The organism is Mucilaginibacter sp. CSA2-8R, from assembly GCF_038806765.1.
GTDB lineage: Bacteria > Bacteroidota > Bacteroidia > Sphingobacteriales > Sphingobacteriaceae > Mucilaginibacter.
Map to the genome: position 1 here is coordinate 1,780,287 of NZ_CP152389.1, position 21,526 is coordinate 1,801,812.

At 41.7% G+C, this 21,526-nt stretch carries 13 protein-coding genes, 3 tRNA genes and 1 rRNA gene; 11 read left to right on the forward strand and 6 right to left on the reverse strand.

All coding sequences use genetic code 11. From position 1 onward, the window contains the following. Positions 1–11 precede the first annotated feature (11 nt). Both AAGR14_RS07750 and AAGR14_RS07755 read right to left on the reverse strand, forming a co-directional pair. The gene (locus AAGR14_RS07750) at positions 12–1,484 is read right to left on the reverse strand and encodes a POT family MFS transporter (protein ID WP_342648018.1); all 1,473 of its coding nucleotides are present in this window, start codon (positions 1,482–1,484) and stop codon (positions 12–14) included. 120 nt (positions 1,485–1,604) lie between these two features. Continuing rightward, positions 1,605–2,525: a hypothetical protein gene (locus AAGR14_RS07755; RefSeq protein ID WP_342648019.1), complete on the reverse strand. Its 921-nt coding sequence runs from the start codon at positions 2,523–2,525 to the stop codon at positions 1,605–1,607. A 194-nt stretch (positions 2,526–2,719) separates the two neighbouring features. Between AAGR14_RS07755 and AAGR14_RS07760 the strand changes: the two genes are divergently transcribed. The 3 genes from AAGR14_RS07760 to AAGR14_RS07770 all read left to right on the forward strand — a co-directional run bounded on the left by AAGR14_RS07760 (position 2,720) and on the right by AAGR14_RS07770 (position 5,629). Further along, positions 2,720–4,750 (forward strand): HDIG domain-containing metalloprotein, encoded by a 2,031-nt coding sequence (locus AAGR14_RS07760; RefSeq protein ID WP_342648020.1) that lies wholly within the window; start codon positions 2,720–2,722, stop codon positions 4,748–4,750. Positions 4,751–4,830: 80 nt separating this feature from the next. Further along, positions 4,831–4,920: transfer RNA gene (locus AAGR14_RS07765), tRNA-Ser, on the forward strand. A gap of 415 nt (positions 4,921–5,335) precedes the next feature. Beyond that, positions 5,336–5,629, forward strand: a complete 294-nt coding sequence (locus AAGR14_RS07770) for a hypothetical protein (RefSeq protein ID WP_342648021.1) — start codon at positions 5,336–5,338, stop codon at positions 5,627–5,629. 46 nt (positions 5,630–5,675) lie between these two features. Here the strand turns inward: AAGR14_RS07770 and AAGR14_RS07775 are convergent, their stop codons facing one another. Genes AAGR14_RS07775 through AAGR14_RS07785 form a run of 3 tightly spaced genes read right to left on the reverse strand, consistent with a single transcriptional unit; the run spans position 5,676 to position 8,849 of the window. Further along, entirely contained in the window at positions 5,676–6,623 is a 948-nt protein-coding gene (locus AAGR14_RS07775; protein ID WP_342648022.1) for a 6-bladed beta-propeller, read from the reverse strand. Continuing rightward, a complete protein-coding gene (locus AAGR14_RS07780) occupies positions 6,620–7,855 on the reverse strand; it encodes an MFS transporter (RefSeq protein ID WP_342648023.1) in 1,236 nt (411 codons plus the stop codon). The genes AAGR14_RS07775 and AAGR14_RS07780 overlap by 4 nt, the downstream gene beginning before the upstream one ends. A 16-nt stretch (positions 7,856–7,871) precedes the next feature. Continuing rightward, positions 7,872–8,849, reverse strand: coding sequence for a galactose oxidase (locus tag AAGR14_RS07785; RefSeq protein WP_342648024.1), 978 nt, complete (start codon positions 8,847–8,849; stop codon positions 7,872–7,874). 29 nt (positions 8,850–8,878) lie between these two features. Between AAGR14_RS07785 and AAGR14_RS07790 the strand changes: the two genes are divergently transcribed. The 5 genes from AAGR14_RS07790 to AAGR14_RS07810 all read left to right on the forward strand — a co-directional run bounded on the left by AAGR14_RS07790 (position 8,879) and on the right by AAGR14_RS07810 (position 17,065). Beyond that, on the forward strand, positions 8,879–9,514 hold the full coding sequence (locus AAGR14_RS07790) for an alpha/beta hydrolase (RefSeq protein ID WP_342648025.1): 636 nt from the start codon (positions 8,879–8,881) through the stop codon (positions 9,512–9,514). A 287-nt stretch (positions 9,515–9,801) separates the two neighbouring features. Further along, positions 9,802–10,845 (forward strand): ATP-grasp domain-containing protein, encoded by a 1,044-nt coding sequence (locus AAGR14_RS07795; protein ID WP_342648026.1) that lies wholly within the window; start codon positions 9,802–9,804, stop codon positions 10,843–10,845. 792 nt (positions 10,846–11,637) lie between these two features. After that, positions 11,638–14,751, forward strand: coding sequence for a TonB-dependent receptor (locus AAGR14_RS07800; RefSeq protein WP_342648027.1), 3,114 nt, complete (start codon positions 11,638–11,640; stop codon positions 14,749–14,751). A gap of 28 nt (positions 14,752–14,779) precedes the next feature. After that, positions 14,780–16,405, forward strand: a complete 1,626-nt coding sequence (locus AAGR14_RS07805) for a RagB/SusD family nutrient uptake outer membrane protein (RefSeq protein WP_342648028.1) — start codon at positions 14,780–14,782, stop codon at positions 16,403–16,405. A gap of 438 nt (positions 16,406–16,843) precedes the next feature. Beyond that, complete coding sequence (locus tag AAGR14_RS07810; protein ID WP_342648029.1) at positions 16,844–17,065, forward strand: VF530 family protein; 222 nt, start codon at positions 16,844–16,846, stop codon at positions 17,063–17,065. Between the two features lie 48 nt (positions 17,066–17,113). Here the strand turns inward: AAGR14_RS07810 and AAGR14_RS07815 are convergent, their stop codons facing one another. Beyond that, positions 17,114–18,415 (reverse strand): DEAD/DEAH box helicase, encoded by a 1,302-nt coding sequence (locus AAGR14_RS07815; protein ID WP_342648030.1) that lies wholly within the window; start codon positions 18,413–18,415, stop codon positions 17,114–17,116. Positions 18,416–19,509: 1,094 nt separating this feature from the next. Here AAGR14_RS07815 and AAGR14_RS07820 point away from each other — a divergent pair. From AAGR14_RS07820 to AAGR14_RS07830, 3 genes are all read left to right on the forward strand, one after another. Next, positions 19,510–21,028 (forward strand): 16S ribosomal RNA (locus tag AAGR14_RS07820). Positions 21,029–21,240: 212 nt separating this feature from the next. Then, positions 21,241–21,315: transfer RNA gene (locus AAGR14_RS07825), tRNA-Ile, on the forward strand. A 22-nt stretch (positions 21,316–21,337) separates the two neighbouring features. After that, a tRNA-Ala gene (locus tag AAGR14_RS07830) sits at positions 21,338–21,411 on the forward strand. Positions 21,412–21,526 lie beyond the last annotated feature (115 nt).

The window sequence follows — 21,526 nt, forward strand, 5'->3', positions numbered from 1 at the left end:
AGTATATGCTGTTATAAATTGTTCGTTTCCGCAATTACTTTATTTTCGTCTTCAGTTACGTAGTTACGCTCTTTAAGACGTGGAGAAACAAACAGGTATACTAAAATAAAAGCCGTCATGATGCCGGCAAATAACCAGTAATAACTTGCACCCTCAAAACGCGAAAAGAAGCCATGATTAGCAATGCTGTTATTTACGTAAACATCAAACAGGTTACCTGCGGCTACCGTCAATAACCAAATGGCAGACATGGTACTCTTCATAGATTTTGGCGATTGAGTATAAGCATACTCTAAGCCAGTAATGGATACTAAGGTTTCACCGGCTGATAATACCATATAAGCCAATATTTGCCACCAAACAGACGGATGTTGTCCGGCATCTATATTTTGCTGTATTAACGCAATGATTACAAAAGACATAGCAGTCAAAACTAAACCGGCGCCCAAGCGACGTAGCGGTGTGGTTTTTAAGCCGATTTTGTCAAAAAACGGATAAACAAAGTAGTTGAATATGGGGATGAACGAAAGTAAGAAAATTGGATTTGCAGTTTGTACTTGTTCTGGTAGCAACTGATAACCAAACATGTTTAAATCAAGCTTTTTAGATTGCAATACCCATTCTGAAAGGCTTTGATCCCACATTGCCCAAAATATCGGAACAAAAGCAAAAACGGCCATTACCCTCCAAACTGCCTTTACACCATCCACTTTCTCGGCATTGTATTCTGCCTTGGCAACATCAAGCAAAGACTGTCCCGGCTGTTTTTTGCCTGCATGCGTTAAAGCATACCAAGAAATAAAGAGGAAGTTATCTTTTTTAATTCCAGATGGCGGTACCCGTACATATATTTTACGTCCGGAAAAAAATATGGCAGTAGCTATCGCCATCAATATACCAGGGATACCAAAAGCCCATTTAGCTCCGTAATGAGCGTAAATGTAAGGTATAGCAATAGTTGACAATACCGAACCTGCATTAATAGCAAAATAAAACCAACCGTATACCTTTGATAGAAGGCTTTGATTGCTTTTGTCGAACTGATCACCTACGTTGGCAGATACACATGATTTAATGCCGCCTGCACCAATAGCAATTAATATAAGGCCGTATCTAAATCCGGTTAAATCAGTATCAAACAACGCCAGGCACAAATGACCGATACAGTATATAATAGAAACATAAAGAATGATTTTGTATTTGCCAAAAAACCAGTCGGCAGCTATAGCTCCAACAAATGGTAATGCATAGGCCAGAGAAACAAAGAAGTGGGTGCTTTCATTGGCTTTTGCTTCGGCTACAGTTTGCAGGGCAGCGTTACCGGTAGGATTAAAAAATTGCGCTACCAAAAAGGTAACCAGTATAGAGCGCATGCCATAAAAGCTAAATCTTTCAGCCGCTTCGTTACCTATAATAAAGGGAATACTCCTGGGGTACTTAGGCTCCGCCAGCTTTTCATCTACAGTAAATGTATCTTGGGTCATCAGGTTAAATTAATCAAAAAATTTTCTAAAAATAGTATTTATCCGGCAAAACCAAATTTTGTATTTGAATGTCCTGATGTAATAACGGTTTAATTGGCTTTACTGGAATAATGCCATATTCTAATTTTTCCTGACTTTAATTTGGTTTCGGTCTTTAACAGCCTGCTGCTTCGGATCAGGAATATCTATATCACTTGGCGCCGGTATATTGCGCATGTCCAGGTTTTCTTTTAATACCCATTTGCCATTTATCAGCTTAAACCCATCATAGGTTAAATCGGGACCATACATACTTAACTGTCCTTTCATTTTGCTGTCGGGAGGCGAGAGGTGATCAAACACAATCAGGTTTTGTTCGGGCACATGCCGCAGTAGCATGGATGCCTGGCGGTTATACTCAAACACCACCCGCTGGTGGGTGGTGGTCCCCGTAGTAAACACAGGTAGGCCAAATACCGGTTTGCCATCTTTAAACCAAAGCGCTTCAATAATTTTTTTGGTTGATTTAACGGTGTTACCTTTCCATCCTAATAGTACATAGTATGGGGTAGAGGCATTCACCTGTACTATTTTATAATACTCGGCACCATACCATTTACGGTAATCCGTAACCGAATCGGCGGGGTTTTTTAAGAAAGGAGAGTAATCTTCGAGCGGAAACAAGGCCAGTTTATTGCCAGTATTAAGTTGTACGGCGCCGTAAAAACGATAGCTGCCGTCTTCGTTCAGCACAAACCAAGTCATGATCCTAAATTTGTTATCAGGCGAGCGCAAGTTGCTGATGGTTTTAACTGAATCGAAATTAAAAGCGTATGAGTTAGGCACCTTAAGCGCTCCTACTAATGTGCGTATAAACTGGTAATTAGCGTTTTTTCGTTCTACATCGCTCTGGTTATTAACCATCTGTAGGCCAAGGCGTTTAAGGCTATCTTGAAAAGGGCGAAGTTGGTTGAGCTGGTCGGGTGTGTTGTATTTTTGCGCAAACAACCAACACGCAAAAAATTGAAATATAAAGGTGAAAAATAACCAAGCTTTTCTCATGCTTTCATCATCAATGTTAACGTTGCCGCACAACTTAATTTTGCGCAGTAGGTTTATAAATTAAAGGCCGGATACTTTAAAAGGTTTATTTGTTGCTATAATTGCAGCAACGCAATTTTGGTGTAAAAATCGCACTATATTTGATATTTAACTGTTGAATGGCAAAATTTAGTATATCACGTCAAAGGGCCCTAATGCGAAAATACGCAACCGGGATAAAATTTTTGATGATATTGCTTAGTGTATTCCTGATTATACTGGCCTTACCCAAACAAACCAAGTTTAGGTACGAATTTGAAAAAGGACGGATCTGGAATCAAAGCGATTTGGTAGCTCCCTACAATTTTGCCATTTTAAAAACCAGTACTGATTTAGAAAAAGACCGCCTTGCTGTATTGCAAAATGTTGCACCTATTTACCGGTACAATGAAGATGTACAGATGCAGCAAGTTGAAGGATTTGTAAATGACTTTAATTTAAAATGGCCCAACGCCGGCATTCCTGAAAAACTTAAAGATAAATATGTAGAAACCGGCAAGGTCCTGTTAGCACACGTTTATGTGACCGGGTTACTCAACCCAACGGCAAAGCGCGAACCCGTAACCCAATATTTCAACATTACGGTTGTTAATAAAAACAATATTGCTGCTGATAAGAATACTTCGGTTTTATATACCAAAGAAAAGGCAATCAATTATTTTGAAGAAGAACTAACACTGCGCGGCCTGGACCGCGCATTTATGCTGGATTTAATGCAAAACCGGTTGCAAAATAATTTGATTTACGATGATAAACTGACCGGCAAATTAAAAGATGATGTTTTAAGTGGCATATCGGCCACGCAGGGCATGGTGCAAAAAGGGGAGCTGATTGTAGCAAAAGGAACGGTTATTAATGACGATATATATCAAAAGCTCTTATCTTACAAAAAATATTTTGAAGATAGCGCCCGGGTAAACGGTAACCGCAAGCTGGTTTTTTTAGGTCAGTTTTTTTTGGTAGGCCTCACCGTAACGCTGCTGATTGTTTTTCTCCACCTGTTCCGTAAAGATATCTACCAGGATAACCGGATGGTAGGGCTGATACTGTTGGTTATAACGGCTATGTTAGCTACGCTCTCGGCTGCTATTAAATTTCAGGTACCTAATCTGTATTATATACCTTACTGCATTGTACCGATCATCATCCGTATATTGTTTGATACCCGCCTGGCATTAAACATTCACTTATTGGTAATTATGATTGCCGGTTTTTATGTGCCTAACAGCTTTGAGTTCGCTTTTTATGAAATTACAGCGGGTATGGTGTCTATTTACAGCATCAAAAACCTGCTGCGTCGCGGACAGTTTTTAACGTCGGCACTTTTAATTACCCTAACTTATCTGGTTGCGTTTTTAGGCATTTCGTTCATCCGCGAAGGCGACATTGCTAGCATCGAGTGGATAGAGTTTTTTCCGTTTATAGTGAGCGTGATGTTAACCTTGCTGGCTTACCCGCTTATTTATGCGTTTGAAAAGGTGTTCCGTATTACATCTGATCTAACACTAATTGAGCTGACTAATACCAATGCACATTTACTGCGCGAAATGGCATTTAAGGCACCGGGTACCTTCCAACACTCGCTACAAGTAGCTAATTTGGCTGAGAACGCTATTTATAGCATTGGTGGCAACGCTTTACTGGTTAGGGCAGGGGCATTGTATCATGATATTGGTAAAATGGAAAATCCGCTATACTTTATTGAAAATCAAACCGCCGGATTCAACCCCCATGATAAGCTGCCTTACGAGGAAAGTGCACAGATTATAATTAGCCATGTGCGCAAAGGAGTTGATATTGCAACGAAAGCTGATTTGCCAGAAGCCATTATTAATTTCATCCGTACCCACCATGGTAACACCCGGGTCGATTATTTTTATCAGTCGTTTTTAAAGAACTTTCCTGAAAAATTCATCGATGAGAACATTTTTAGGTATCCGGGGCCTATTCCATTCTCTAAAGAAACCGGCGTTTTGATGCTGGCAGACTCCATTGAAGCAGCATCGCGCTCTATTAAAGAACCCGATGCCAAATCGATCAGCGAACTGGTAGACCGCATTGTAAATTACAAGCTTAATCAGAATCAATTGAAAGACAGTGATATTACATTAAAAGATCTGGAAACCATTAAAACCATATTTAAACGCATGCTGATGAGTATTTACCACGTGCGGATAGATTATTAAAAATTGATAGAAATTTTTTTTGATGGTATAGTTGAATTACTATATTTGCAGACCCAAAACGGGGCATAAGTTCTAAAAAAGGTGAGGTGCCTGAGAGGCCGAAAGGATCAGTTTGCTAAACTGACGTACGGGAAACTGTACCGAGGGTTCGAATCCCTCCCTCACCGCCAGCAACGATAGAAAACTTCATAGAAGCCTGTAAATCTAAAAATTTACGGGCTTTTTTTGTTTTCAAACACATCGCAACTCACATGTAATCACATAATTCTGTTATAACGAAAGCTTATAAAAGTTTGTACAATAGTATATTGACTAAATGTGCATCTTGATTTTTTATAGCCTCATTTCAATGTTTATTCACCTCCAAAAAGTGGTTTGTTAGAAAAAAGCTTCATTTCGTTATTTTACTTCATAAAACAACGAAATGAAGAATTAGACCTGATGTATGTTTACCTAAAAGTAACGGTAGACAGTGTACCCAAGGAAAAGTTGGTAAAGCGCCCCTGGTCATCAGCGCGCTGGAACGGTAAATCGAACCGTGCGACTGGAAAAATGAAGACGCCAGGTAGCTGAACGCTTACTTGGATGTCATGCAAAGGAGAATTTACCAGCAAAAATTTTAAAGAGGCTGACCGCGCCCTGACTGCGCAGGCCATCGTTGACATCATCAGCGGCACAGAACAGCACAGGCGTGGCCTGATGATGCTAATCAGGAATCACAATGAAGAACTGAAAGAAATGATCGGTAAGGGAGTGGCCGAAGGAATGTGGACGAACTTTAACACCCGTTATAATCACGTCGCCGCTTTCTTAAAAGCGGAGAACAGGACCAGCAAAATTAATATTCTGCCCTTAAACTTCGGTTTTGTGAAAAACTGATAACTGGTTGAAAGTTGATTGGTTAAGCTGAATAAGATGTATCACTTTAAATTACTCTTTCAAGAAAAGAAGGATAAATTTTACCTGAATTCCACTGTGTAACGTAAATATTTTCGTCAGCATCAATACATACATCATGAGGATGTATGAAAGCTTGCTGCGCTTGCTTTTGTGGTTGTAGTATGCCATCTACATAAATAGGTTCCGTTCCTCCCGGAGTAGATACTACACAATTATGCTCGTCAAGAACGGTAATATATCCCGATCCGAAATTTTGATTGTGTTCTGACCTGAACACTGCAGCATATACGTTTTTATTGTATAAAACAGGCCTGCAAACAAAAGATCCCGGTAACGAAATAGTTTCTAAGTACTGCCCATTCATGGTAAACCGCTTTAAAGCGTTATGATTGCGCGATGTGATCAATAATGTAGGTTCGCTATAACGTTGATCAATGGCTATTCCATGGGCACAATCAAATTGCTCATCACTCGTTCCTTTTCCGCCCCAGTGCCTGATGTAATTGCCTGCATGGTCATATTGTATAACAAATTGGTGTCCATAACCATCGGTTATATATAGGTCGCCATTAGCTGCAACAGCGGTTTCTGTCGGTTTGTACTCTTCAGCAGCGGTGTAATTTGGTATTTGCTTAGGATAGCCGTAAACAGAAATAATCTGGCCTTTTAAATCTGTCTTGATCACCTCATGTCGTACGGTATCTGTAATATATAAGTATTCCGTGCCGTTTTCGTCATGGATAGTGAGGCCATGACCACCCGGAAATTCATTACCCCAAGCAGAGACAATTTGACCATCCTTTGAATAAACAAGTACGTTGTTTTTAACCTCATCAGTTATCATATACAACCACCCATTTTTAGCTATAACTATTTCATGACAATTGTTAACAGGATACTTTGCTGCATCAGCCTGGGTCCAATTATTATTGACGCGATAGCGGTAGTTATCGTGTCCAATTATTTCGTTCATTCGGATGATAATTTTTGAGTTTGAACTTTTACTAATAGAAGTGAAAGGCTAGCCAGCAACATTAAAACGGCTGACACCTGGTAAATAACAGAAAGATCAATTTGAGCGTCTTTTAACATGCCGCCTGCGTATACCATCAATCCGCCGACTATGGTACTTAAAAAATTTAAAAATCCGTATCCAGTAGCGATGTAACGGTTATCAATCACTTGGCATAAAATTGGCATCAGGTTGGCGTCATTAAAGCCACGTGCCAATCCATATACAATCATAGCAGCAATGGCAAGTAGCAACAGGTGCGTGCTGGCCATTAAAAACAGAAATGGAGCTCCAATAGTAAAACCTATGATAACAACATATAAACGACTGCGTTCATTAATTTTCGACCAGCGGTCGGCAACAAGGCCGCCTATCAAAATACCTGCAAAAGACCCAATCTGCATATAACCCGTTGCCGATATTCCTGCTTCACCTAATCCCAAATGAAAATGGTCTTTTAAAAAGGTAGGGAGCCAGGCATAGATTAGCCAGTTTACAATGCCCAATACACAGAAATAAAACATGAGTACCAAAAACGAGCGTACTGCGAACAACTCTTTAAATATTTGGAATAAGTTGGATGATTTAGTTTCGGTGTTGCTGTTGCTTTGCGGCATAGGCTTGTCTTTTAAAAAAATCACTAGCACCACAGAATAGGCAACACCAATCAACCCGAATAATTGGAAACCGTGCCGCCAGCCCCAATACTCAGCAATAAAGCCGCCCAAACCACCCAGTGCAAGCCCGACATACAATCCGCTCATGTGCAGACCTGTGGCAAGTGAGCGCGTTCTGCCGTGGTGGTATTCGGTTATTAATGCCAAGGCTGCCGGAATATAGCAGGCCTCACTCAAACCCATCACCACTCGGGCTACCAGCATTTCATGAAAAGAACCAACAAAGCCTGTCCAAAGCGTTACGGCCGACCAAACCGCAACGCTAAAACAGATTACTTTTTTGCGACCGTAGTTATCGGCAAAATAGCCGCCAAGCGGACTCAGAACGCCATAAGACAGCAAAAACATAGTGGTTAAAAGCCCAAACTGCGAATCATTAAGCTTGAAGTCGGCCACAACTGGGTCGTGCATGGATGTGATTAGGTTTCGGTCAAAATAATTTAAAAACGCAACTACCCACAACATGGCTACCAAAGCCCAGGAGTAAGCAGGTGTGTTAGATTGGGAATTGTTCATGTTGATGGCTGATAGCTTAACGTTTAACTGGGGTGGCTACCCGTACCCGCGGTGTACGAACAGCAGGGCGCACTTCGCCGCCCGGAAAAACAATTTTTCCGTTCCAAATTACCGAAGATACTGTAACAGGTGCCCACAAACTTTCGTTAGGGTTAGTGATGCTGTTATCATTTTTGCTGACAGGTATATTTGAGCTAACTTCCCATTGATTTTTTTTGACGAGGTAATTTAATATATGCACATTGAAGCCGGGATGGGTTTCTTTTAAATCGGCGCGCTCAGCCAATTGCCCGTCGTCACCTCCAAAAATGATCAGCATGCTTTCGCCCGACGCGTAAACCGGGGTAGGGGCCGCAACTGCAGGCCAAGGCATTTTGGCAAGTTTGTGCCAGCCTTTACTCGGTTCGTATTTGTAAGCATCGTCTAAATACCGGCGTTTACTTGTACCATTGCCAGCGTCTACGAGTTCGGCGCCACTAAACAAATAAAATGAATTATCAATAGAACCTGCTACGGCCAGCATACGTGGTGGCCCAGGCCATGTATCCAGCATCCTCCAATGCTGTTTAGATGCTGGCAAGGAAAGGTCGAGCGACAAAAACGCAGTAGAACAACGCTTGTCATCAAGGCTTGTTATGCCGCCGGCTACATAAAATATGTTTCCGGCAATAGCGCCCGAACTGTTGGCAAGTGCAAAGGGTAAATCAGGCAACGTATCAACAGCCAATTTTTCAGCTTGGTATGATACGGCAAATACTTTGCGAAGGTGCCCGGCCTCATTGCTGCCGCCTGCACAAATTAAATGGTTTTTCCAAGTTACTGATACGCCGTATCCGGATTTTACAGGTAACACCCCGGCAACCCGCCACCGTCCGTTAGGCTTATCTAACAAAAAGTAAGCAAGGTTGTTTTGCCAACCCTCACAGCGTTTTTGCCCGCCCCAGCTAAAGCGAACGGAACCGCAGTAATCATTTCCCTGGCGGCGGTTACTCATACTTAGTAGTAAACGATGAAGGTAGCAACGTGGCGCGCGAGTTAAATACCCGGGGTATAGCTGCCTTTGTATTGAAGTACAGGCTGCCAAGTGACGAGATTATGCAAAACCGTGAGATTGGCCCGTTGCAGGACGCACAACGTGCTATACAAATAGTGCGGCAGCGTGCGGCAGAATGGCATATTGCACCCAACAAAATCGGCATTGCCGGATTTTCGGCCGGAGGGCATTTAGCTTCAACGTTATCAACGCATTACACTAAAGCGGTTGTAGATAATCCTGACAAGATTAGCTTGAGGCCGGATTTTTCAATATTGGTTTATCCAGTTATCAGTTTTCAGGACAGCTTGGTACATAAAGGATCTAAAAAGGCACTGATCGGCGAGAATGCCAGTGCCGAAAAGGTAATGGAGTATTCGAATGAAATGCAGGTAACTGCCGACACGCCGCCTGCATTTTTGATACACAGCGAAAACGATAAAGTAGTACCGGTGACCAACAGTATTAATTATTTTAATGCTTTGCATGCTCATGGTGTAAAGGCCGAAATGCATATATATCAAGGCGGCGGGCATGGCTATGGTATGAACAATGCCACTACAAAAGATAGATGGATGGATCACCTTTATAATTGGCTGCAGGCAAACCAACTTTTGCCTTTATAACTGCTTAACTATATTAATTAATAAAAGCAGTAAGTAGGAAATCAAATAAGATAACATCAAAAAAGGAAGGCTGCATGTGTTCTGTCAGCTGCTCAGGGATAGGCGTAATTTTTGTTGTAAATTCGGTAATCACTCAACTGAACCTATGCTATACGTTATTGTAATCAAAAACTTAATAGGTGGCAGTAATCTGTGTCTATAAAATGGATTACAACCCTTAATGTATGATTTGAACAGATTTATTTCAATAAGCATACATTTGTTCCGGAAACTTCTATAGTAAGAATATGAAAGTTGCGGTTTTGTACCAAGCACAACAACCACCGGCACAAGAGGGTATACTGAAACCCATGAAGCCGGGCGGCTATTCCGATAGTAGTGCAGATATAGCCTGTACTTTGCAAAATTCAGGCGTTTGCGTAGTCACGCCTGAACAATATCCTGATATAGAGAAAGATTTGGATTGGACGTTTCCTGATACTTATGTTGGAATTCAGCAAGCTATTAGCGCTGGTGCGGATTGTATTTGGTTAAATACAGTGCTCTACCAAGAGCATCCGATTAAACAGTTCTTGGGCCTGCATGTTGTCGGTCAACAGCCCTCAGCAGTGGATAAATATGATGATAAATGGTATACTAATTATATGCTGAGAAAAAGTGGGTTGCCCATTCCCAAAGCAGAGCTTATCACCTACGATTCCTTTAAACATACCAAGCCTGATGTTTTACCTCCTTTAGTTGCCAAACCGATTAGGGGGCGTGGCAGTGAAGGTGTGACTTTAGTTTCGGATTTGAGTGAATATAGAAATGTTTTGACTGCGCTATTTAAACAGGATCGATTTGGCACTGCAGTTTATATTGAAGAATACTTGTCTGGCGAGGAAATCACTATTACAGTAATGCCATCGGGAAATTATGAAGTTAAGGGGCATCAGATTAAAATGGCAATGCCGTGGTGTCTTCCTGGTGTAAAGCGGTTTAACCATCAAAACGGCATTGCACCGTACAACGGCACCATTGCCGTAATTTATAACAGCCAGGTCTTAACAGACCAGGAAGAGGGTTCTTCACTTGTTAAAGATCTTTACTCAAATTGCATTGAAGCGGCAACATTGGTTGAACTGAAAGCTCCCATTCGAATAGATTGTAGAGCGAACAGACAAGGTGAATACTTTATGTTTGACCTAAATATGAAGCCCAACATGACTGGTCCTTCTAGGCCCCATCGGAGTAATCAAGATAGTTTGACAGCTTTAGCCGCTCGGAAGATGGGTTGGGATTATCGTAATCTCTTGATCAACATATTAAATCAAAGCTGGCAGATTAGTTAAGTTAGCAGTTTGGTGCTCAAAAGCAACAATAATTTATCTGTAGCTGAACATATCTTACAATAGATGTACCGGTTCCAAAGGTATTAATCCATATTTTACCCGAGCCATCTTCTTCAATGGACCGGATAACGTTGTCAGCGGGATGACGATAATCTTGAGCGTTGCCGGTTTGATTTACAAACTAGCGTAAGTTGACGAGGCGCTCCAATAACTGAAATTACCCCAAAATTTCATCAACTCAATTATTGCACTGTTTGTTAACTTGATTGTGCCCTTTAACGATCAATAGCGTTTGCTGTCCATCATTAATCACCTTACAGGCGTCATTAAAAATTAAAAAGTCGGTTTCGTACAAAAAGAAGTCTGTTATTGTGCAGTTTATATCTAATGGGTCACATTATTTTTGACTGGTGCGATATTCAATGCATTTACATTCAATGCAATTGCACAAAACCAGTTATACAATACCGGGATTTTAAATTAAAATCATATTAGACTTATATAAAAGAGAATCTGTTACCATCGGTTGGCATTGATTCTTCAATAATATTTTAAGAACCATCCATTTTAAGCAAAAGTAAAGGCATCACGAGAAGATAAATGATACCAGACTTCAATAAACCAATTATTAATTAACCTAAAACCAAGACATGTAAAATCACCCAAACTTTAAAGTAAAACGAGACGCATTTTTACCGCCTTTCGTTCCATGTCCTATATCCTCGATAATCGCTTATTCAAGCGAATGGGGACTGCTATGTTTATTTTTTTACGAATAACAACGTTCAGTTTATGAATTTAAATTTACTACCCACTTATACCTGGCGTAACAAATTTTTGAAGATAACTATAAATTCCGCTTTTATAGCGGTTGTTGCATCAGGAAGCGCCTTAGCAAATACCGGAAGCATCCCAAACAAGTCTGCTGCGATAGTCCTCCCCTCTAAAAATCCGCTTACGCCTTTTACCACACGCGTCCTCCAGGTGATGAAGGTAACTGGTAAGGTAACCGATGCTAATGGGCAGGGCTTACCCGGCGTTACTGTTAAAGTGAAAGGAGCCAACATTAATGCAGTAACAGACGCTCAAGGTAATTATGCAATTAACGTACCCGACAACAATAGTGTCTTAGTTTTTACCTACCTGGGTTTTACAGCCCGGGAGGTAGCTGTAAACGGACAAACTGTAGTTGATGTACAATTAAAAGACGAGAATAAAAATTTAAATGAGGTTGTTGTAGTAGGCTTTGGTACGCAAAAAAAAATTAACCTGACCGGCTCTGTAGCTACCGTAAACGCTGCCGAGTTGGAAAACCGCCCTATTACTCAGGCATCTCAGGCATTGGCAGGGCTGGCACCTGGCGTACAAGTGGTGCAAGGCAGTAGTCGCCCGGGTAACGATGGTGCATCTATTACTATCAGAGGCATTGGGTCATTCGGTGCAGGCAGATCTCCGCTTGTTTTGATTGACGGTATAGCCGGATCTATTGATGATGTTGCGCCGGATAATATTGGCAGCATCAGTGTATTAAAGGATGCCGCATCTGCAGCTATTTATGGTAACCGCGGTGCAAACGGCGTAATATTAATTCAAACCAAGCGCGGCAAAGCGGGTGCAACTCAAATTGCATACAACAACTATTTAGGCTGGGAAAAAGTTACTGAGCTGCCGCAATTTGTTAACTCAGCAACCTATGCTCAGCTTACCGGAGCAAGCCCTGACGTAGTAGCTAAATATGCAAGTGGTGCCGACCCCGATAATTACCCTAACATTTACCATTTAAAAGATTTGTTAAACTCGGGGTCCGGTTTCCAGCAGTATCATAACGTTAGTTTTTCGGGCGGCGAAGGCAGGCATACTTATTTGTTTTCTACCAGTTACCGGGATTTAAATGGCATCACTGCCGAAACCAGCAATAAACGATGGGATATATTAGCTAATATTGATAGCCGTTTAACTGATAAACTTACATTAAAAACCAGCATTACTGGTTTTACCCGAACTGAGCTTCAGCCACAAGCTAATTATGGAGGCATTGGAGCAATTATAGGATATGCTGTACGCGAACCTAATACTATAGCGGGCAGAAAATCAGACGGTACTTATGGTCATCAGGATAATTACTCGCCCGAGGGATGGCTGGATAGCCAGGGCTTTAGTCAATATAAAGCTAAAAACTTTTACGGAAACACGCAGCTAACCTGGGAAATATTAAAAGGTCTTAGCTTAACCGGTACAGCTGGCTATCACTATTATAACGGTTTTGGAACAACTTATAATGCAGACTTGCAGCTGGACAAAAATTTGTACGTTGGTCCGAACAGTTTAAGTAATAATTATACCGAAGGTCATGAAGTAACCTTAAATAGTATATTAAAGTATAACCACTCGTTTAAAAACCATAACTTAAACGTATTGCTGGTATACCAGCAAGAAGAACACCGTGATGATAGTTTTAATGCTTTCCGCGATCGTTTCCCTAATAACCTTTTATACGAATTAGATCTTGGCTCTACAGCCAATCAGCAAAACGGTGGCTCGGCCAACGAGTATGCCTTAATATCTTACATTGGGCGTATCAATTATGACTATAAGGGAAAATATTTGCTTGAATTAGATGCAAACTACAACGGCTCATCAAGATTTGCATCCGGAAATCGCTATGGCTTTTTTCCTGGTGTATCAGCCGGTTGGGTAATTTCAGAAGAGTCATTCATTAAAAACAAGCAAACCTGGATTGACCTGTTAAAATTAAGAGCATCTTATGGATCATTGGGTAACGGAAATATTAATAACTACCCTTATCAATATGTTATCAACACAGGATCTCGATATACCTTTGGCGGAACATTAGTAAACGGCGCTGCCGTAAACAATGCAGCTAATCCAAACATCAAGTGGGAAACAACAACGACTACGGATTTGGGTATCGACTTTGGCTTTTGGAGAGGTAAGTTAACCGGTAGCATAGGTGTTTATAACCGTACAGCTAAGGATATTTTATATAACGTTCCCGTTTCTACCACACTCGGGCTTGGTGCACCAACTATTAACGCCGGCTCCCTGCGCAACCGTGGTTTAGAAACTAACCTGACTTATAATATTAAAAAAGGTGGGTTTACTTTAGCACTGAGTCCAAATTTTTCTTACAATAAGCAAAAGGTTACTGAAATTGCCGGAAACATACAGCGTGTAATCCCTGACTTTTTTGTTGGCCAACCTATGAACCCTATTTACGGGTATGTAGCTGACGGCTTATTCCGTGATGCTAACGATGTAGCTAATTATCCTACTCAACCAACTGCAGGGCAGCCTGGTAGCATACGCTTTAAAGATATAAGCGGACCTAATGGCGTACCTGACGGCAAAGTAGATGCCACCTATGATCGTACTATTATAGGTTATAAAAACCCAACTACTTCCTATGGTTTATTAATTAATTCAGGCTATAAAGGATTCGACTTCTCTGCTTTATTTGCAGGCCTAGGAGGCTATACGGAGCAAATGGGCTCATATATGGCATTTGCCTACTACAATGGCGGCAACATCCAGCAGTGGCAGGCAGATAATGCGTGGACTACCGCCAATCCTGATCCTAATGCAAAATATCCGCGTATTACCAGCCTTGGGCAGGGTAGTGCTAACGTACAAACCAATTCGTATTGGAACAGGTCAGGCACCTTCATTAGGTTGAAAAACTTACAAATTGGTTATACGCTGTCACCATCACTCACCAAAAAGCTACATCTGTCAAAATTAAGAGTATTTGCAGGTGGTCAGAATTTATTTAAATGGGATAAATTTTACACCGGCTGGGATCCTGAAAACATGCAGGGGTCAGGCGACCAACCTAACTATTATCCTATCACTGCGATTTATACGTTTGGTTTTAACGTAAAACTTTAATTGACCATAGCTTAAAGACGATTCAACAATGAAAAAAATATTCAATATAAAATTATTGTTAAAAACATCGGTAGCCTTAGGCGTAGCGATGGCTTTTACAACCGGCTGCAAAAAGAATTTTTTAGACAGACAACCGCTCTCGGCCATATCAGACGCAACTTTTTGGAAAACGGCTAATGATGCAACATTAGCACTTAACGGCGTTTATGATACGGGTGCTGGCTTTACAAATTATAATTTTTGGTCGGGTCTGGGTATGATTAATTTGGATCTTGCCGCAGGTAACGGATCAGAAAAGGAATCTTTACCAGATAACATTACCAATGGGGCACTGAACACTGCCAATGGTGTTACCGGTACTTATTACAGCTCAAGTTATAGGCAAATTGCCCGCTGCAATAACTTTCTGGCTAATATTGGTCAGGTGCCTATGGATGCCAGCACTAAAAATATCATGATTGCAGAAGTAAGAGCTATTCGTGCTTATGATTACTTTAATCTTGCACTTTATTTTGGCGACGTTCCGTTAGTTCAAAAACTCTTATCGACAGCAGAAGCTAACAGTGTAACCCGTACTCCAAAAGCTGATGTTTGGGCTTTTTGTGAAACTGAACTAAAAGCCGCTGCTACTGCATTGCCCAATACTGTACCGGCAGCCCAACAAGGGCATATGACAGCAGCCAGCACACTGGCTATATTAGGCAGGTTGCAAATGGCCCAGAAAAAATGGACTGATGCAGCAACAACTTACAAAGCGATTATTGATATGAATGCCTATTCTATTGATTCGCGTTACCGGGAATTATTTCTTAATGCCGGCGAAAATAGTCCGGAGGTTTTACTTTCAATGCAGTATATAAGAGATACTTATAGCCATGCTTTATTGCAATACCTTACCCCCGAAACTTGGGGAGGCTGGCACCAATTCTCGCCGTTTAATGAGTTGGTGAAAGACTTTGAATGTATTGATGGCAGGCCGATTACACAATCACCATTGTACGACAGAAACAACCCCTATAATAACCGCGACCCAAGGCTGGACTTCAACATCATGATTTCTGACCGCACGGTGTTCCGGGGCCGTACCTATTCTGCCAAGCCAGGTACTACTTTTGTTGACCGCCTGGATCAATATCCCGGTGTTTGGAGTGGCTATGCGATTTACAAGTTTTTGGAAGATGATCCTAACGTAGCAACAACATCTAACGACGGTAACAATTTTCCACTGATTCGTTATGCAGAGGTGTTACTTGGTTACCTCGAATCCAGGCTGGAATCAGGAACTGGTGTAGACCAGGCTTTATTAGACGCTACAGTTAACAAAGTTAGAGGCAGAGCGACTGTACGTATGCCAGCAGTAACTACTTTAGACCAAACTGCTTTGCGCACGATAGTGCGGAGAGAGCGCCGTGTAGAATTTGCCTTTGAAGGCCTGCGTTACTACGATTGCTTGCGTTGGGGCATTATAGCAAGCGAAAACAACCAGCAGTTTACAGGTATGAAATTAAATAATACGCCGGGTTATCAGGTTGATGCTGATGGTTATTATATCTATAAAAAAAGAAGCTTTGTTGTTGGCAAAAACGAATTGTGGCCAATTCCACAATCAGAGCGTGATCTAAATCCACAACTCACGCAAAATCCTGGATATTGATTGGTTATTCCAGGTTGGTTTTATTTGATGTTAAGCGGCAGGCTCTCATACCCTGCCGCTTATTTTATGCTTGTGATTTTGAGCGCTTGATTAATATATTTTACAGGCAAACTTCTTTTTAAAACTGACAACCGCATGTAATATTATTTATTTACAAATAGCGCCAGGGTAGAAGCGATTTGAATCATATATTCTTCTCAATCTGCTAATACCTTTATTTCAATATAGACATCGTTGCATCATCATCATTGTCGGAATGACTGGTAACAGCCAGTTTAAATGCTGATACGCACAACATTCTCTGCGTCCTAATTTTGCATGGAGTTAAATTTCATTAGCAGGCGGTGCTGGCGTCTCTACGGTATTCGCCGTCTGCAGAACTGAGGCACTTAATCAAAGATGTAATTGAGCTTATTTATTTCCATTACTTTTGCATCTATGCAACAGCAAGCCAATAACCCGCTTCACGGTAAAACGTTAGAAGCTATATTGAACGAGTTGGTATCCTATTATGGATGGACAGAACTCGGGGCACGCATTCGCATTAATTGTTTTAATGACAACCCCAGCATCAAATCGAGCCTTAAGTTTTTAAGGAAAACCGATTGGGCAAGAAAAAAGGTAGAAGACTTATATGTTTCTACCTCTTTTAGTAACTGAGTAATCAACTTGCAGACATAATGCTACGAACATTATCAATTATGACATTTAATGCTTCTTCTTATTATTCATTTTAGCTTTTAAACCAGCTCTGTAATTGTAAGTTTTTGCATTACTGGCTTTCTTTTCGTGAAAGGCCGGTCCAGGAGCGTTATCATCTGCTTTTGCTTTGGCCGCCTTCTTTTCGGCTATATCAGCAGATGTGCGTTCTCTTTCAATAATTAAATCTTCAGGCAATTCGCTCATGGGAATTTTTTGTCCGGTAGCCTGTTCTATTTTTTTAACTGCGCTTAATTCAAGATCGGTAGCAAAAGTAAGCGCTATGGTTTCACCTTCTATATCCGGCCAGTGATTGATTATACGGTTGATATAAGTTTCTTTTTCAATCGGTAATTCAAAATGAATCAGGAAGGGGATATGATCCAGATCCAGTTGCTGTTCTGCCTCATTAACTACAATTAATACGCGGGTAGCAGAGTTTTTAAATTCATCTACTGATGTAAATCCATCCATCTCAAAAAACCATGGGTTTAACAAGGCTACCGAGTTTTTACGGTCATGCAAACTCTTATATAATTTTTCGGCTGTGAGGCGGGTGTTTACAAATAAAACCACTTTGGTAAATAGGTCTTCGTCCTGCATAAAAAAGTTGAGTAAATTTACTTTAGTACCAAAATTGGGTAGCAAGTACAGCATTTGCTGATGCAGATCAAACTGCATCTCTGCCATTTCCTCCACCTCAATGGTAGCCGGTTGCTTCATAAACGGCGCTATCATTCTGTTTAAACGTTCGTGCAACACTTCGGTAAAAACAAGGTGCTGACATTTAGAGATACTGCTTGCCAATTCGGTAACAGGTAATTGCAAACCTTGCTTAACAATCAACTCCGCATCATCAATAATCAGCAATTCGATCTTATTTACATCCAGGCCAAGTTTAAGATAGATGGCACGAGCCCTATCAGGTGTGGCAACCACAATGTCGGCTCCATCGGCCATGGCATCCATTTGTGCTTCAATACCAGGAGCTGCAAATAGTGCAACAACTGAAAGTGCTTTGTTTTTGTTGAGCTGGCTAATCTTAAATACAATCTCCTCCACCATATCTTTATCAGGCGCCAGTATCAAAACTCTTGGTATACCGTCAGGCGTGTAGTTAAATTTGTTGAGCGTCGCTAATATATAAGTAGTGGTTTTGCCGCAGCCTTCTGGCCCAACTGCAATGACGTCCTGGCCGCCGCTGATGCGCGTCAATGTTTTCTGCTGAATTTCTTTTGGAGATACAAACCCTACTTCGTTTAAAGACTGTACAAGCCCTTTCTTTAACTTTAATTTATCTGACCACGCCATAACGTATATTTAAAAATCCTGATGGGGCGGCAAATTTATCCTTTTTGGCGTGCATTTTTAGCGCCTTATATCATTTGATAGAAAAAAGGGGCTTGTTATCAATTAATTAGCCGTTCGATGCGTGTAGTGATGATAATTTTCGAGCGTTTTTTTACTTTAAGCGATACCCTGTTGTATGGAGCGTTGATATGAAGCAAGTCTAATAGTTAAGCTTATTAGGATTGTAAAGCGTAGATACATATTATATAAGGAAGCGTTTAAGCTCGTGTCAGCTCCTTATTTCAATTGATTGAACTTAAATGGTTCAACGTAGATCCAGAGCGATAGGGCTGGAACTTTATCGCTCTGCTAATCAGTCCAAACCGCGCAATAACAAGAAAAAAGCGAAGTTGTTTTTGCAAAGAAGGATAAAAACGCTACTTTTGCACTCCCAATCGCAAGGAAGGGGGGGGTGAGTTGAAAGGATAGCGGGAATGAACGAGGTAGGTAAATAAAGCGAAAGCTGAACTTGCCGAAGCTTAAAGACTAAGACGTGATTAGTATATTTAATCATGAAAGTTCGGCAAAGCGGCCTTCAAAAACAACCTCAAAAAAAGATTGAACTTTTTTTTTAGAAAGTGAAAACTATTTTTACCTTTGCACTCCCAATCGCAATGAGCGGGGAAGATTGAAAAGCGGGAAGTAATCATCAGGCAAGCAGGGCGTTAAGCCGGCGAGACTGAATCGAAACGGGGTTGGCAAACCAAGCGAAACCTGGTCAAAAAAAAAGAAAAACTTTTTTTTGTTAAAGTAGAAAAGATGATTACCTTTGCACTCCCAATCGGAAGATAGGGAAAACAGTTAGAAAGTCACTTACCAGTTGTGGTAAGCAGATATAAAGCCGGAGTGAGAGACCGAGGCGAAAAGTTCTTTTAAGAAGTAACATGTAGCGTAGCGGGAGCGGTAGGGAACTACTAATCTTTGCTAAGAAAGAAAAAGAAAACCATTTAGAGTTTCTCAGAAGTTAGTTACGGTTAGGATACTGTATAAAGATACAATTAATAATCAGATTTCTATTTTGAGTAATAGGGTCTGGATCATAAACAAAACATTTTACAATGGAGAGTTTGATCCTGGCTCAGGATGAACGCTAGCGGCAGGCCTAATACATGCAAGTCGGACGGGATTAAGCTTTCGGGCTTATGAGAGTGGCGCACGGGTGCGTAACACGTATGTAACCTACCTTTATCAGGGGGATAGCCTCTCGAAAGAGAGATTAACACCGCATAACATCAAGTTATAGCATTATAGTTTGATCAAATATTTATAGGATAAAGATGGGCATGCGGGACATTAGCTAGTTGGCGGGGTAACGGCCCACCAAGGCGACGATGTCTAGGGGATCTGAGAGGATGACCCCCCACACTGGTACTGAGACACGGACCAGACTCCTACGGGAGGCAGCAGTAAGGAATATTGGTCAATGGGCGCAAGCCTGAACCAGCCATGCCGCGTGCAGGAAGACGGCCCTACGGGTTGTAAACTGCTTTTGTACCGGAATAAACCTTGATACGAGTATCGAGCTGAATGTACGGTAAGAATAAGGATCGGCTAACTCCGTGCCAGCAGCCGCGGTAATACGGAGGATCCAAGCGTTATCCGGATTTATTGGGTTTAAAGGGTGCGTAGGTGGCCTATTAAGTCAGGGGTGAAAGACGGTAGCTTAACTATCGCAGTGCCTTTGATACTGATGGGCTTGAATACAGTTGAAGTAGGCGGAATGTGACAAGTAGCGGTGAAATGCATAGATATGTCACAGAACACCGATTGCGAAGGCAGCTTACTAAAGTGTGATTGACACTGAGGCACGAAAGCGTGGGGATCAAACAGGATTAGATACCCTGGTAGTCCACGCCCTAAACGATGAATACTCGATGTTGGCGATATACGGTCAGCGTCTAAGCGAAAGCGTTAAGTATTCCACCTGGGGAGTACGCCCGCAAGGGTGAAACTCAAAGGAATTGACGGGGGCCCGCACAAGCGGAGGAGCATGTGGTTTAATTCGATGATACGCGAGGAACCTTACCCGGGCTTGAAAGTTAGTGAATGATTCAGAGACGAATCAGTCCTTCGGGACACGAAACTAGGTGCTGCATGGCTGTCGTCAGCTCGTGCCGTGAGGTGTTGGGTTAAGTCCCGCAACGAGCGCAACCCCTATGTTTAGTTGCCAGCATTTAAGGTGGGGACTCTAAACAGACTGCCTACGCAAGTAGAGAGGAAGGAGGGGACGACGTCAAGTCATCATGGCCCTTACGTCCGGGGCTACACACGTGCTACAATGGGCAGTACAGAGGGCAGCTACCTGGCAACAGGATGCCAATCTCAAAAAGCTGTTCACAGTTCGGATCGGGGTCTGCAACTCGACCCCGTGAAGTTGGATTCGCTAGTAATCGCGTATCAGCAATGACGCGGTGAATACGTTCCCGGGCCTTGTACACACCGCCCGTCAAGCCATGGAAGCTGGGGGTACCTGAAGTATGTAACCGCAAGGAGCGTCCTAGGGTAAAACCGGTAACTGGGGCTAAGTCGTAACAAGGTAGCCGTACCGGAAGGTGCGGCTGGAATACCTCCTTTCTGGAGCAGTATCCATAAAGGCCAGTAACGTTAAAGGCTGAAAGAGATCTAAAAGGAAGCAATCTGGAAGTAAAGGATTCTGCTACGCACATGTCATTCTTAAAGTAAAAGAAGAAAAAGAGGAAGAAAAACCCAGAAGAAGAAGCCATATCAGAAAGCTTTATCTAATCAACACAGAGGAGAAAGCGGGATGGCTGTTATTAATAACACCAAGTCTCGTAGCTCAGTTTGGTTAGAGCACTACACTGATAATGTAGGGGTCAGCAGTTCAAATCTGCTCGGGACTACTACAGGGGTTGACATCTTTTTGGGGAATTAGCTCAGCTGGCTAGAGCACCTGCCTTGCACGCAGGGGGTCAACGGTTCGAATCCGTTATTCTCCACGCTGTTTTCTACAGGGATCATTGAATATGAGATTCCGCTACAGATGAAAACAAAAGTTCTTTGACATATTGGAAGAAGTAATTGTAAACGAGAAAACAACAGTGAAGGACGTTG